Origin of the sequence: Methylococcus capsulatus, assembly GCF_036864975.1 — a bacterium.
Classification (GTDB): Bacteria; Pseudomonadota; Gammaproteobacteria; order Methylococcales; family Methylococcaceae; genus Methylococcus.
Genome location: NZ_CP104311.1, coordinates 3,290,886 through 3,304,268 on the forward strand (window position 1 = coordinate 3,290,886; position 13,383 = coordinate 3,304,268).

14 protein-coding genes are annotated in these 13,383 nt (G+C 61.2%); 11 read left to right on the forward strand and 3 right to left on the reverse strand.

Annotation, left to right across the window (positions count from 1 at the left end):
- Positions 1 to 3: 3 nt before the first annotated feature.
- The 9 genes from N4J17_RS15905 (at position 4) to N4J17_RS15945 (ending at position 9,681) form a co-directional block, all read left to right on the forward strand.
- The gene (locus N4J17_RS15905) at positions 4 to 657 is read left to right on the forward strand and encodes a ubiquinone biosynthesis accessory factor UbiJ (protein ID WP_232470435.1); all 654 of its coding nucleotides are present in this window, start codon (positions 4 to 6) and stop codon (positions 655 to 657) included.
- Positions 654 to 2,282, forward strand: a complete 1,629-nt coding sequence (gene ubiB, locus N4J17_RS15910) for a ubiquinone biosynthesis regulatory protein kinase UbiB (protein WP_198322808.1) — start codon at positions 654 to 656, stop codon at positions 2,280 to 2,282. The genes N4J17_RS15905 and ubiB overlap by 4 nt, the downstream gene beginning before the upstream one ends.
- Before the next feature lie 66 nt (positions 2,283 to 2,348).
- Positions 2,349 to 2,906 carry a thioredoxin family protein gene (locus N4J17_RS15915; protein ID WP_198322809.1) on the forward strand — a complete coding sequence of 186 codons (558 nt, stop codon included), beginning with the start codon at positions 2,349 to 2,351 and terminating at the stop codon, positions 2,904 to 2,906.
- 39 nt (positions 2,907 to 2,945) lie between these two features.
- Positions 2,946 to 4,121, forward strand: coding sequence for a phosphoglycerate kinase (locus tag N4J17_RS15920; protein ID WP_198322810.1), 1,176 nt, complete (start codon positions 2,946 to 2,948; stop codon positions 4,119 to 4,121).
- A 134-nt stretch (positions 4,122 to 4,255) separates the two neighbouring features.
- Positions 4,256 to 4,537, forward strand: a complete 282-nt coding sequence (gene rpoZ, locus N4J17_RS15925) for a DNA-directed RNA polymerase subunit omega (RefSeq protein ID WP_198322811.1) — start codon at positions 4,256 to 4,258, stop codon at positions 4,535 to 4,537.
- Positions 4,538 to 4,564: 27 nt separating this feature from the next.
- The gene (locus tag N4J17_RS15930) at positions 4,565 to 6,772 is read left to right on the forward strand and encodes a RelA/SpoT family protein (protein ID WP_198322812.1); all 2,208 of its coding nucleotides are present in this window, start codon (positions 4,565 to 4,567) and stop codon (positions 6,770 to 6,772) included.
- Positions 6,773 to 6,781: 9 nt separating this feature from the next.
- On the forward strand, positions 6,782 to 7,168 hold the full coding sequence (locus N4J17_RS15935; RefSeq protein ID WP_198322813.1) for a RidA family protein: 387 nt from the start codon (positions 6,782 to 6,784) through the stop codon (positions 7,166 to 7,168).
- Positions 7,169 to 7,180: 12 nt separating this feature from the next.
- Positions 7,181 to 9,256 carry an ATP-dependent DNA helicase RecG gene (recG, locus tag N4J17_RS15940; RefSeq protein ID WP_198322814.1) on the forward strand — a complete coding sequence of 692 codons (2,076 nt, stop codon included), beginning with the start codon at positions 7,181 to 7,183 and terminating at the stop codon, positions 9,254 to 9,256.
- Between the two features lie 182 nt (positions 9,257 to 9,438).
- On the forward strand, positions 9,439 to 9,681 hold the full coding sequence (locus tag N4J17_RS15945; protein WP_277458487.1) for a YMGG-like glycine zipper-containing protein: 243 nt from the start codon (positions 9,439 to 9,441) through the stop codon (positions 9,679 to 9,681).
- Positions 9,682 to 9,706: 25 nt separating this feature from the next.
- On the opposite strand, the gene rsfS is transcribed toward N4J17_RS15945, so the two are convergent.
- The 3 genes from rsfS to N4J17_RS15960 all read right to left on the reverse strand — a co-directional run bounded on the left by rsfS (position 9,707) and on the right by N4J17_RS15960 (position 12,290).
- A complete protein-coding gene (gene rsfS / locus N4J17_RS15950; protein WP_232470437.1) occupies positions 9,707 to 10,153 on the reverse strand; it encodes a ribosome silencing factor in 447 nt (148 codons plus the stop codon).
- A gap of 165 nt (positions 10,154 to 10,318) precedes the next feature.
- On the reverse strand, positions 10,319 to 10,513 hold the full coding sequence (locus N4J17_RS15955) for a LysM peptidoglycan-binding domain-containing protein (protein ID WP_277458488.1): 195 nt from the start codon (positions 10,511 to 10,513) through the stop codon (positions 10,319 to 10,321).
- Between the two features lie 295 nt (positions 10,514 to 10,808).
- Positions 10,809 to 12,290 (reverse strand): transglycosylase SLT domain-containing protein, encoded by a 1,482-nt coding sequence (locus N4J17_RS15960; RefSeq protein ID WP_232470439.1) that lies wholly within the window; start codon positions 12,288 to 12,290, stop codon positions 10,809 to 10,811.
- 164 nt (positions 12,291 to 12,454) lie between these two features.
- Here N4J17_RS15960 and N4J17_RS15965 point away from each other — a divergent pair, with 164 nt between their 5' ends.
- Positions 12,455 to 13,129: a class I SAM-dependent methyltransferase gene (locus N4J17_RS15965; protein WP_232470440.1), complete on the forward strand. Its 675-nt coding sequence runs from the start codon at positions 12,455 to 12,457 to the stop codon at positions 13,127 to 13,129.
- A gap of 40 nt (positions 13,130 to 13,169) precedes the next feature.
- Positions 13,170 to 13,367: a hypothetical protein gene (locus N4J17_RS15970; RefSeq protein WP_198322816.1), complete on the forward strand. Its 198-nt coding sequence runs from the start codon at positions 13,170 to 13,172 to the stop codon at positions 13,365 to 13,367.
- The last annotated feature ends 16 nt before the right edge of the window (positions 13,368 to 13,383 follow it).

Here is a 13,383-nt window from a genome sequence, read left to right on the forward strand (position 1 = left end):
GGAATGCTGAAACTCCTGATGGCGGCCGCCTTACGCGGGGCCATGGAGAAAGCTCTGTCGCGTCACATCGCCCTCGGCACGTCCAGCCGGGCACGGCTGGAAGCCCTGGCGGGCAAGACCTTGGCCCTGGTGCTGACGCCACCCGGTGTTGGCGTCCTGTTCTGCCCTACCCCTGACGGCATACAAGTGCTGCAGGAAAGCACCGACATGCCCGATGCGGTGATCGCGGGTTCACCCTTCACGCTGGCGCGGCTGGCGCTGAGCCGGGACCGTATCAGCCCCGGCACGGCCGGACCGCTGGTGCTGGAAGGCGACACCGAAACCGCAAGACAGTTCTCCGCCTTGCTGCAAGACCTGGACATCCCTTGGGAAGCGATGTTCGCACGCTATCTGGGGCCGACGGCGGCCAGGAGCATCACGGACGCCGGTCAGGCGTTCCGCGACTGGAGCGCCGACCTCGCCACCACCCTGCGGTTGGACATCCGCGAGCTGCTGCAGGAAGAAACCCGGATCGTCCCCGCCGGCCCCGAGGCCGACGCGCTGTACACGGCGGTCGACCACCTGCGCGACGGCATCGCAAGGCTGGAAGCCAAGCTCGGCCGTATCGAAAAAACACTGCCTGCCGCTCCCGGCAAGCTTCAGCCGAACACGCCGTGATTCCCATCCGACTCGTCAGCCGCTTACTGCACATCCAGCACGTGCTGGTTCGCCACGGACTCGACGAACTCGTCGAAACCACCCATCTATACCGCCCGTTGCGCTATGCCGCCCGGTTCTCCGCCGGACGTCGCGTCCGCGAGCTCGAAGCACCGCGCGCCGTGCGCCTGCGTCGGGCGATGGAAGAACTCGGGCCGATCTTCGTCAAGTTCGGCCAGACGCTATCCACGCGCCGCGATCTGCTGCCCGATGACATCGGAGAAGAACTGGTGAAGCTGCAGGACCGCGTCCCGCCGTTTCCCGGCGCCGAGGCCCGCCGGATGGTCGAATCCGCACTGGGCCAGCCTGTCGGCACGCTGTTCCGATCTTTCGATGAAGATCCGCTGGCTTCGGCTTCGGTCGCGCAGGTCCATGCCGCCCGCCTGCACAGCGGTGAAGAAGTCGTAGTCAAGGTATTACGACCCGGCGTCCGGCAACGCATCGAGGCGGACATCGAACTGCTCTACGCGCTGGCCGGCATGGCGCAGCGGTTCTGGCCGGATGCCCGCAGACTCCGCCCGACCGAAGTCGTCGCCGAATTCGAAAAAACCATCCTGGACGAACTGGACCTGGTGCGGGAAGCGGCCAACGCCGCCGAGATCCGGCGCCGCTTCGAAACTTCCGGGATTCTCTACATCCCCAAGGTGTACTGGGACTACACGCGCCGCGATGTCATGGTGATGGAACGCGTCGCCGGGATCCCCATCGGCGACGTCGCCCAGCTCCGACGCGCGGGCGTCGACCTCAAGCTGCTGGCGGAGCGGGGAGTAGAAATCTTCTTCACCCAAGTGTTCCGCGATAGTTTCTTCCACGCCGACATGCACCCCGGCAACATCTTCGCCACGACGGATGCACGCTACATCGCGGTCGATTTCGGCATCGTCGGCAGCATCTCCAAGGCCGACCAGTATTACGTGGCCGAAAATTTCCTCGCGTTCTTCAACCGGGATTATCGCCGGGTCGCCGAAATGCACGTGGAATCCGGCTGGGTGCCTCGCACGACGCGGATCGAGGAATTCGAATCGGCTATCCGTAGCGTCAGCGAGCCGATCTTCGAAAAGCCGCTGAAAGAAATCTCCTATGGGCAGGTGTTGCTGCGGCTGTTCCAGGTCGCCCGGCGTTTCGACATGGAAGTGCAGCCGCAACTGGTCTTATTGCAGAAAACGCTGCTCAATATCGAAGGCTTGGGAAGGGAGCTGTACCCTGAACTCGATCTCTGGCAAACCGCCAAGCCTTTTCTCGAAAACTGGTTCCAGGAAGAGCGCGGCCCGAAATCCGCGGTCCGGAAACTTGGGGCCAAACTGCCCGAATGGGTCCAGCAATGGCCGGAAATGCCCGGCCTCGGCTATCAGGCGCTCGATCGTGCGGTCAACGGCAGGCTCGAACTCAGCATCCGCTCGGACGAACTGCGTATCCTGACCCGGGAAATCCGCCAGGGACAGCGCCGCATTTTGGGCGGCATCGGTGGCGGATCGTTAGTCCTGAGCGCCGCTCTTCTGAGCAAGTCCTTCGCCCCGCCAGTGCTGGTCTGGTTGTTGGCAGGCCTCGGCTTGGGGTTATTCGCCTATGCCTGGACATTGCGCTGAAACGGTGCAAGCCCTTTGCGCGATGTCTGTTATGATGCGGCAATCCCCCGTTAGGAGCGTACAAGCATGGTAAGTACAGAAACCCCTGTGTGCGAGTTCGGCCGCAAGGCCGTCGACTTCGCTCTGCCAGGCGTCGACGGCAAAATCTGGACGCTGGAACAATGCCGGGGTCCGAAAGGGCTCCTGGTCATGTTCATCTGCAATCACTGCCCCTATGTGAAGGCGGTGCAGGACCGCCTAGTGCGCGATGCCAAAGACATCCAGGCGTTGGGCATCGGCGTGGTGGCCATCATGCCCAACGATCCGACCGATTATCCAGAGGATTCGTTCGAAAACATGCAGAAGGTCGCCGCGGAGCTGACCTATCCTTTCCCCTACCTGCTGGACGAAACCCAGGCGGTCGCCCGGGCCTACGGCGCCGTGTGCACTCCGGATTTCTTCGGTTACAACGCCGATCTGGAACTGCAATACCGGGGCCGGCTCGATGCCAGCCGGCGAGAAGCGGCCCCGCCCGACTGCCGCCGCGATCTGTATGAGGCCATGAAGCAGATCGCCGAGACCGGCAAAGGCCCCGCCGAGCAGATTCCCAGCATGGGCTGCTCGATCAAGTGGCGCAACACCTGACCGCGCCGCATCAAGATTCCAAGCACCAAGGAGCACTCCATGGCTTTCAAACGCATGACCGACATCGATCTCGCCGGCAAGCGCGTCCTGATCCGGGAAGACTTCAACGTCCCTGTCAAGGATGGCCGGGTCACCAGCGACGTCCGCATCCGTGCCGCCCTCCCGACCATACGCTACGCGTTGGACGCCGGCGCCGCAGTGATGCTGATGTCGCATCTCGGCCGTCCCACCGAAGGGGAATATGTCGAAGAGTTTTCCATGAAACCCGTCGCCGAGCGACTGTCCGAGCTGTTGGGGCGGCCGGTGGAACTGGTGAAGGACTACCTGGATGGCGCCGCTCCGGCTGTCGGTTCGGTCGTGCTATTCGAGAACGTGCGTTTCAACAAAGGCGAGAAGAAGGACGACGAGGCTTTGGCCCGCAAACTTGCGGCGCTGTGTGATGTCTACGTGATGGACGCCTTCGGCACGGCGCACCGCGCCGAAGCCTCCACACACGGGGTGGGCAAATTCGCCCCCGTCGCCTGTGCCGGCCTGCTGCTGGCAGCGGAATTGGATGCATTGAGCAGAGCACTCCACAACCCGGCGCGCCCCTTGGTCGCCATCGTCGGCGGCTCGAAAGTATCGACCAAGTTAACGGTTCTGGATTCCCTTTCTCGGGTCGTCGATCAGCTCATCGTCGGCGGCGGCATCGCCAACACCTTCATCAAGGCCGCCGGGTTCAACGTCGGAAAATCGCTGTACGAGGAGGATCTGGTCGCCGAAGCCGCGCGCCTGATGGAAGCCGCCAAGGCCAAGGGCGGGGAGATCCCCGTGCCGGTCGACGTGGTGGTCGGCAAACGCTTCGACGCCTCAGAACCCGCCGTGGTCAAGAGCGTCGCCGACGTCGCCGAGGATGACATGATCTTCGACATCGGCCCGGAAACCGCCCGCCGCTACGCCGAGTTGGTCGGCCGCGCCGGGACCGTGGTCTGGAACGGTCCTGTGGGAGTCTTCGAATTCGACCAGTTTGGGGATGGCACCCGTACGCTTGCCTTTGCCATTGCTGAAAGCCGTGCGTTTTCCATCGCCGGCGGCGGTGACACGCTGGCAGCCATCGACAAGTATGGCATCGCCGATCGCATCTCCTATATCTCTACGGGCGGCGGCGCATTCCTGGAGTTTCTCGAGGGCAAACGACTGCCGGCGGTTGCAATGCTCGAGGCCAGGGCGGACTGAATTCCACCGCGGGACAAGCCCGCTGTATCTCATCCGCAACAAATTGCCGCTTCCGCAGTCAAACGTGCTATACATGGCGCTAAACTGCGATACATACTATTTGTTTTCTCCTAAGCTACCATTTGAGGGTTTCAATGGCGCGCATCACCGTCGAAGATTGCCTGGACAAAGTCGAAAATCGTTTTCAACTCGTGCTGCTTGCCAGTAAGCGGGCCCGCGTGCTGGCACGCCATCCCGAAGAAGCGAAGGTGGCGTGGAACAACGACAAACCGACCGTGGTCGCCTTGCGGGAAATCGCAGAAGGGTACATCACCCCGGCGTACCTGAAAGAGAAGGTGAAGACGGACCGTTATCCGATCGAACGCCCCATGCCGGCACCCAGAGACGAGCTCGCCGACCTGGACGACGACATCTAAGTCAGCCGCGAACCCTCAACAGCCGCAATGAGCCCCTACGCCGTCGCCGATGCCCCGCCGCCGCAAGAGCCGGCGGAGCTGCCTCAGGAAAAGCTGGCGCGCCGGCTCGGCCATCTGGCTTCGAGCTACCTCGAACCCGCCCAGGTCGCAGAAATTCAGCAGGCTTACGAAGTCGCCGCCAAGGCACATGAGGGGCAGCTGCGCCTGAGCGGTGAGCCCTACGTCTGTCACCCCCTTTCGGTCGCCATCATCCTTGCCGAAATGCGGATGGACGCCAAGGGCATCATGGCCGCCCTGCTCCATGACGTCATCGAAGACACCCCTTTGACCAAGGAAGATCTGATCGCCCGCTTCGGAACCGAAGTGGCGGAACTGGTCGATGGCGTCAGCAAGCTCACCCAGCTCGACAGCAAATCGCGCGCCGAGGCTCAGGCGGAGAATGTCCGCAAAATGGTCCTGGCGATGGTCAAGGACCTGCGCGTCATCATGGTCAAACTGGCGGACCGGCTCCACAATATGCGCACGCTGGACGTGATGAACCCGAGTCGGCGCTGTCGCATCGCCAAGGAAACCCTGGACATCTATGCCCCCATCGCTCACCGGTTGGGAATGAACGAGGTCCGGCTGGAACTGGAGAATCTCGGATTTTCCGCCATGTACCCGATGCGGCACCGGGTGCTCGAGCAATGCGTCAAGAAAGCACGAGGCAACCGCAAAGAAGTCCTCGCCACCATCGAATCGACCCTCAAGGCGCGTCTCAAGGACTGCGGAATGCCGGACGCCCGGATCATCGGCCGGGAGAAGCATCTCTACAGTCTTTACCAGAAGATGCGCAGCAAGCATCTTCCCTTCTCCCAGGTCTATGACGTCTACGCTTTCCGCATCGTGGTCGACACGCCCGACGAGTGCTATCGTGCGCTAGGCGCCGTACACAACCTGTACAAACCGATCCCCGGCCGCTTCAAGGATTACATCGCCCTGCCCAAGGCCAACGGCTATCAGTCGCTCCACACCGTCCTGATCGGCCCCTTCGGCCTACCGCTGGAAATCCAGATCCGCACCCATGCGATGCACCACATGGCGGAGTCGGGGATTGCCGCCCATTGGCTGTACAAATCGGAAACCGATCCCGCCGCCAGCAGCCAGGCGCGAGCACGGGAATGGCTGCGTGACCTGCTGGAAATCCAGAAGAGCGCCGGCGATTCCCTGGAATTCCTCGACAACCTCAAGGTCGACCTGTTCCAGCATGAGTGCTATGTGTTCACACCCAAGGGTCGCATCATCAAGCTGCCGCGTGGCGCCACCATCGTCGATTTCGCCTACGCCGTACATACCGACATCGGCAATTCCTGTGTCTCGGCCCGCGTCAACCGGGTCCTGGCGCCGCTGCACAGCGTGCTCGAAAATGGCCAGACCATCGAAATCATCACCGCGCCCTGGGCCAGGCCGAATCCCCTGTGGTTGAATTACGTGGTGACGGCCAAAGCCCGGGCCGCGATCCGTAGCCAATTGAGGAATTTCAAGAAACAGGAAGCGGTCAACCTCGGCCGGCGCCTGCTGGAAAAAGAACTGGCCAATCACGGGTTGAATCTGGAAGCGATACCGCAACAGCGTCTAGAACACTTTACCCGAGCCCTGGACCTGCCCTCGTTCGAATCCTTGCTGGAAGATCTCGGACTCGGTAACCGGCTGCCCTTCGTCGTGGTACAGCAAATGCTGCAATGCGACCGGGAAATCCATGACAGCGCACCATCGCTGCCCGCCGAAAAAAGCACCAGGACCCCGCTCGTCATCAAGGGAACCGAGGGTGTCGTGGTCAACCTGGCAAAGTGTTGCCGGCCGATCCCGGGCGACCCCATCGTCGGCTTCTTCAACCCGGGCAAGGGCATTGTGGTGCACCTCACTGATTGCAAGAATGCCGCAGAGCTGCGGCGCAAGCAGATCAACAGCCTGGACGTCGAGTGGGATCGCGCGGCAAGTGGGATGTTCCCGGTGATGATTCGCCTGGAACTGATGAACCGGGTCGGCACCCTCGCCCAAGTGGCTTCGGCGATCTCTCGGTTGGAGGCCGACATCGAAAACGTCCAGATCACCAATCAGGATGACCAGATATCCACGGACGTCATCACCATCAGTGTCAAAGACCGGGTCCACCTCGCGCGGGTCATGCGTGAATTGCGCAGGCTGAACATTGTCCTGAAAATATCCAGAGTCAAGTCAGAACTGAGAAGGTAAAAAAAAATCATGATGCGCCAGCTCATTCACACCGACCACGCCCCCAAGGCCATCGGCACCTATTCCCAGGCCATACGCGTCGGAAATACCGTTTACCTGTCGGGCCAAATCCCACTGGATCCGGCCACCATGACACTCGTCGACGACAACATGGAAATGCAGATCCGGCGGGTTTTCGATAATCTCAGCGCCGTAGCCGAGGCCGCCGGTGGCACGCTGGGACACATCGTTAAGCTCAACGTGTTCCTGACCGATCTCGGACATTTTCCGCTGGTCAACGAAATCATGGCGAACTACTTCTCGGAACCTTACCCCGCGCGCGCGGCCGTCGGCGTCGCCGCCCTCCCCCGCGGCGCCGGCGTGGAAATGGATGCGGTCCTCGTCCTGCCGGACTAGCCCCACAGAGCGATGCCAAAATCGCGGAGGCCGGATCAGGTCTCCCTCGACGAGCTGCAGGGAGCGGGTGAAAGAACCCAAGTCCGCCTCAACAAACTCGGCATCTTCAACCTGCAGGACCTCTTGCTCCACCTGCCGATCCGCTACGAGGACCGGACCCGGCTCACGCCTCTTTGCGCGCTGCAGCCCGGCCAACCGGCGCTGGTGGAAGGCGACGTGGAGCTCGCCGACGTCGCCGGAAGCGCCCGGCGGGCGCTAATCTGCCGGATCAGTGACGGGACGGGCTTCCTCAATCTGCGCTTCTTCCATTTCCGACCGGAACAGCTCCGGACCTTGACGAGCGTTCGACGGATTCGCTGTTTTGGCGAAGTGCGCATCGGCGCGCATGGGCTGGAAATGGTCCACCCGGAATACGAGGCGCTGACCGGAACCAGCTCACCCCCGCTGGAAACCGGCCTGACGCCGGTCTACCCGACCACCGACGGACTACGCCAGCAGAGTCTGCGGCGGTTCGTGGATCAAGCCCTGCGCCTGGCCGAACCGGACCAGGAGGACCCACTCAGACTTCCTCCGCGCCTGGCACCCGAGTTCGACGCGATGTCATGGTGGGACGCGGTGCGCTGCCTGCATCGACCCGCCGCTGCCTGCCCAGCCGCCCTCGAGCGGGCCCGCCGCCGCTTGGCTTACGAGGAGCTGCTCGCCCATCATTTGAGCCTGGCCCGCTTCCGGCAGGAGATCCGTCAGCGGTCCGCACCGGCGCTGAGCACGGACGATACCGTCAAAGCAACTTTCCAGAGCGGACTGCCTTTTTCCCTGACGCGGGCCCAGCGGCGGGTGATTGGTGAAATCGAAACGGATTTGCGTAGCGGCCGCCCCATGCTGCGGCTGCTGCAAGGCGACGTCGGCTCGGGAAAGACCATCGTCGCCGCCCATGCCGCACTGGCGGCAGCCTCCAGTGGCTGGCAGACGGCCCTCATGGCTCCCACCGAATTGCTTGCCGAACAGCACTTCCATACCTTCACCGGCTGGCTGAGGTCTTGCGGCGTCTCGACCACCCTACTGACCGGCAGGCTCAAAGGCCAAAGCCGGAAGGAGGCATTGGCGGCGATAGCGAACGGCGCCACTGGTCTGGTCATCGGCACTCACGCGTTGTTCCAGGAGAGCGTCGAGTTCCACCGCCTCGGCCTGACCATAATCGATGAACAACACCGCTTCGGGGTCCATCAGCGCCTGGCTTTGCGCGATAAGGCCCACCCGGATGCCGCGCTGCCCCACCAGCTGGTCATGACGGCGACGCCCATTCCCCGCACCCTAGCAATTCTCGGTTACGCCGATCTGGACTGCTCAATCCTCGACGAGCTTCCGCCGGGACGGACCCCCGTCGTCACCCGCGTGATCCCCTCGACCCGCCGCGGGGAAATCGTCGACCGGATCGCCGCTTGGATCGCCGGCGGCAGGCAAGCCTACTGGGTCTGCACGCTGATCGAAGAATCCGAGGCATTGCAATGCGAAGCAGCCGCGAATACGGCTGCGAGCCTGGCCCAAGCACTGCCCGGCCTGCGCATCCAGCTGCTGCACGGACGCATGTCCGCTGCGGAAAAAGACAGCGTCATGCGGGCGTTCAAAGCAGGCGAGTCCGACATCCTGGTAGCAACGACGGTGATCGAAGTCGGCGTAGACGTACCGAATGCCGGCCTGATGATCATTGAGAATCCAGAACGTCTCGGACTCGCGCAACTCCATCAGCTGCGGGGACGGGTTGGCCGCGGTCCGGGCAGCGCCTATTGCATCCTCCTGTACCAGCCGCCGCTGTCCACCATCGGCAGGGAGAGGCTGAAAATTTTAAAGCAATCCTCGAACGGCTTCGTCATCGCCGAGAAAGATCTCCAGCAGCGGGGACCCGGGGAATTTCTGGGCGTCCGCCAGACCGGCCTGGCACGCTTCCGGATCGCAGACCTGACCCGCGACGCCGATCTGATCGAAACGGTGGGCGCAAGCGCGGAACACGTACTCAAACACCATCCCGAACTGGTCACGCCGCTGATCGACCGCTGGGTCGGACGTGGACTTCATTACGCCGGCGCATGACGCAATGGATACATGCGCCTCGAGTTGGTAGACTGCTGCGCGTCCTTCTGACCTGGTAACGAGAAAAGGAGAGGTTCCCCATGACTCGCCAGCCCGCCGTTCAAACATGCACCCTTTCGCCTCATTCCAGCCGCATCTTCTGCGCCTCGGTCCTTGCACTCGGGCTGGCCGGATGCGCCGGGATGACCCCTTCGCAGCAACGCATGACTTCCGGCACACTCATCGGCGCCGGTGGCGGAGCGGTTATTGGAGCACTGGCGGGTAACGCCGCCATGGGTGCCGGCATCGGTGCCGCAGCCGGACTCGCCGGCGGATACCTGTATCAGAAGTACAAGGAAAACCAAGCCGCGACCTACGCCGAAGGCTATCGGCAAGGCCAGGCCAGTAGTCAATCAAAAAAGCAGAAGAAAGCGCAACCGCAATAACGAGGTGGAGCAACGCCGCAACCGGTCAGGCGGCAGCGGGAAATATCTCGGCCCAGAGCTTCTCGAGCTGGTAAAACTCTCGCACGGGCGGCTTCATCACATGCACCACCACATCGCCGAGATCCACCACCACCCACTCGCCAGACTCTTCCCCTTCCAACCCGAAGGGCTGAAACGCATGCGCTTTGGCGCTGGCTTCGACATTCCCGGCCAGTGATCTGACGTGTCGATCGGAGGTTCCGCTGGCGATCACGAAGAAATCGGCAATTGCCGTCTTTCCACGCAGATCGATGATCTTGACGTCGCGCCCTTTCCCTTCATCCAGCGCGGCCACGACGATTTCAAGCAACGAGTCGATAGGCATAGGCATCTTGAATTTTTGACTCAAATGATTTGTGAACAAAGCGATGAGATGTAGCGCACGCCCATCGGCCGGAAAACCCTCTTCGAGCGAGGAGGCGGAGGACAGCAAAGGAAATCAATGGATGCCGGGCCGACTCGCCCGGGATGAGACAATACTGAATATCAGAACAGGCATGTCGCCCGACATGAGGCCGCTCGGGCCAAATTGCAAGAAGCGTTGGTGAGATCAAAGGCCGTCGTAGCTCCGCAGCCGCCAAAGGCCGGCACTCTTGACTCAATGTTTCCCGGCCGAAACCTTGATGTTCCTGCCGGCTTCGAGCTTGTTTTCCTTCACGCCGTTCCATTTCCGCAGATCCGCGACGCTGACACCGAACCGCTGGGAAATGGCGAACAGGGTTTCGCCGGGTTTGACGGTATGGCGAATGGATTGCGAGGACTTGATCCCTGCACCGAGGCGATTATCGGACACTGGAGCGTCGCCATTTTTCGCGAAACCCGACGGGACTTCCAAGTCACCCTCGGAAGCGAAAAATTGGCGACGTCTTTGCCTTCGGCGGCCCGCGCCGTCCTGCGTCCGCCTCGGCTCCGTCCGTCTCTCCGCGACGCACTCCGCCAAGGCTCCCACAATGACTCGACGCCGTGTCGGTTCCCTTATGTTTTGTCTCCACCTGCGATGAAGCCGCAGACTCCGACAAAACATCCGGGCCTACGGCTTCGCGGGGGTCGTCGCACTCGCTCGCTTCGCTCGACTTCCTTGTGCTCCTTCATCGCGATACGGTGTACTTTTCCTTAGTGCGAGCAGTCCGTTCATCATGCGACGCCTCCTCCCGGGAAAGGGCGGACTCTGCCGCAACGTTCCGGATGTCATTCTTCCGTCCGGGATTCCCCTGCCTGGAAGGGCCAAGGCCATCATCCAGGCCCCGCTTTCCTTTCCTCGTCTTGGCTTCGTGTCCCACTCCCAAAACGTTCTGCGGGCGGCTGCCATCCCGCAGGTGAGCGATCACACCCGCCTGGCTTCCCATCTCCGCACTCTGCCAGCGTTCTCTCCGATTCCAATCCTTCGCCGAGCCCCATTCCGGATAGCGAGACGGCACGGCAATTTCCGCCGTGTAAGCCGAGGCCGCCGACTTTCGCCCAGACCGGTCGCGAGCCGGATCGGCCGCATCCAGCATGACTGTGTCGGGCGAACTCCGACGACCGGTCCCGGGACTTCCCTCCGTTTCGTCGGCCGGGAGATGGGACTCGAATTGTCCACTCATCGCCAGTCTGGCCAACTCCTTCTTGAATTTACGCGATTTGTCCGCAGGCACGAAAAGACGGTAGGAACCTTCTATGTCAGCGCGCGGATGCTTGAAACCGGGATTCAATTCGAGCATCCGTTCCAGACTCATGTCGGCTGCGTCGGCCGCCAGTGCGAGATCGAGCTGAGAACTCACTTTCACTGGCTTGAAAATGGCTTCGTTCGGAATGTAATGGAGGTCGATCGCATACTTATCGGCATTCGCGAAAACTTTCGACACGGCTAGCAACCGCGGCACGTAAGCCTTCGTCTCCTCCGGCAGATCCAACGACCAGAAATCAGTCGGCAGATTCCGCGCCTCGTTGCGCTGAATCGCCTTGGCGACCGCACCTTCGCCGCAGTTGTAAGCGGCTATCGCCAGAAGCCAATCGCCATTGAAGTCGTTATGGAGTTTTTTAAGGTACTTGATCGCCGCCCGCGTCGAGGCATAGACATCACGACGCCCATCGTAGGAGCGGCTGCGCTTCAGACCGTAACGGCGACCCGTTTCCGGGATGAACTGCCATATCCCGGCGGCCCGGGCGGGAGACACCGCATGGGGCTGAAATGCACTTTCGACGATGGGCAGCAGCGCCAGTTCGCCCGGCATCTTCTGTTTCTCGAGTTGCCGAACGATGGTATATAAGAAGGGTTCAGCCCGCTTTTGCGCGCGCTTCAAATAATCGGGGTGGTTGATGAACCACGAGACCTCACGATCCACCAAGCGATGTTCCACCTGGGGCAAGGCATACAGCGAGAACATCCGCTCCCACAACGTGTCGTACTGGGAACCCGGCGATGCCTGTTTCCCCTTCTTGGGTTTACCGGGATTCTCGGAAGCGGCCCCAAGGCGGGGTTCTGGAACCGATGGTTTGAGGTTGTTCGGCTTGTTGGCACAGCCGGGAAGAAGCAGGACCACCAGCGACATGGTGGCAAGCAATCGCGGACGGAACGGGAATCGCTTCATAAAATACTCCCTCAGTTAGGCAGCTGGCTGAGGCTAGCTACAACAGGCCGCTCAACTCTATGAGTACGAATAAAGGCTTTGCTCAACACCCTCACGAGATATTCTCTGAATGGTATCGAGGCACGACGCCGGGGCAGGCACTCAAGCGATTGGAATTCCATTATTTGTCGAGTGAGCTAAAGCTTACTTACAATCAGATTACATTACAAGTTGGCTGCCCCGGCGACCTCTCCCCGCTGAATGGCTTCCCACGCGGTACGTCATGCCTCCTGACCAGCGGACCGAAGGAAGCCCAGCGGGCAGCCGCCCGCCTCATTGCCGCACCCGATGAAATCCCGTTCGACGCACAGAGCGTCGATCTGGTCTACCTCGTCCACGTCCTGGAGTTTTCGCCTGACCCGTGTAGGATTTTGCAAGAGTGCGAACGCATTCTCAAACCCCAAGGAGAACTTCATGTCCTCGCACTGAACCCGTGGAATCCAAAGAATCTGCAGCGTTGTGTACCCCTGCTTCTGAAGAACGTTGACATCAGCCTCATCACGCCATCCCGCCTGATGGCCTGGCTGAAAAACCTCAACCTGGACACTTGCCTCGTCGCCGGTTTCAGCCTCACCCCTGAATGCTGCCTGCCCAACCGCGGTTCTCTCTTGAACCGTTCGCGGGCCCATTTGGCAGCGGCTTATGCGGTTCGAGCGATCAAGCGGCGCCAGCGGCCGATTCCATTGGCATCGCCCTGGTCCTCGATTCCCGAACTGATCGGAGGCTGTGGCCCGATCGAAACGGCTTTCCACAGGGTGGAAGGCCCCACACCTAGCAGAGGACACCACACCTGCGGATAATGGCAGGAAGGAACAAAGATATTTTGAGATGGGGACAGCCTTGCTGAAGGAAGAAACGGCTGGCGGGGGATTCGATGCGCAGAAAAAAATGAGCTTCCTGAACTTGCATAGCAAGAACCCATCCTTTCTGCGCACCAAAGCAGACGGTGAGCATACGCTCTCCTCCGACTTTCCTGTCATCGCTTCGGCAAATACGCCTTGGCATTCCATTCGCCGTGCGAATGGATCCCTTTTGTAATAAGGTTTTTAATTTA

Coding starts and splice junctions, on each gene's coding strand:
- N4J17_RS15945 (WP_277458487.1), top strand. CDS start 9,439: ATGACCCCTTCGCAGCAACGCATGACTTCCGGCACACTCATCGGCGCC.
- N4J17_RS15915 (WP_198322809.1), top strand. CDS start 2,349: ATGGTAAGTACAGAAACCCCTGTGTGCGAGTTCGGCCGCAAGGCCGTC.
- rpoZ (WP_198322811.1), top strand. CDS start 4,256: ATGGCGCGCATCACCGTCGAAGATTGCCTGGACAAAGTCGAAAATCGT.
- N4J17_RS15905 (WP_232470435.1), top strand. CDS start 4: ATGCTGAAACTCCTGATGGCGGCCGCCTTACGCGGGGCCATGGAGAAA.
- N4J17_RS15930 (WP_198322812.1), top strand. CDS start 4,565: ATGAGCCCCTACGCCGTCGCCGATGCCCCGCCGCCGCAAGAGCCGGCG.
- N4J17_RS15920 (WP_198322810.1), top strand. CDS start 2,946: ATGGCTTTCAAACGCATGACCGACATCGATCTCGCCGGCAAGCGCGTC.
- N4J17_RS15935 (WP_198322813.1), top strand. CDS start 6,782: ATGATGCGCCAGCTCATTCACACCGACCACGCCCCCAAGGCCATCGGC.
- N4J17_RS15960 (WP_232470439.1), bottom strand. CDS start 12,290: ATGAAGCGATTCCCGTTCCGTCCGCGATTGCTTGCCACCATGTCGCTG.
- recG (WP_198322814.1), top strand. CDS start 7,181: ATGCCAAAATCGCGGAGGCCGGATCAGGTCTCCCTCGACGAGCTGCAG.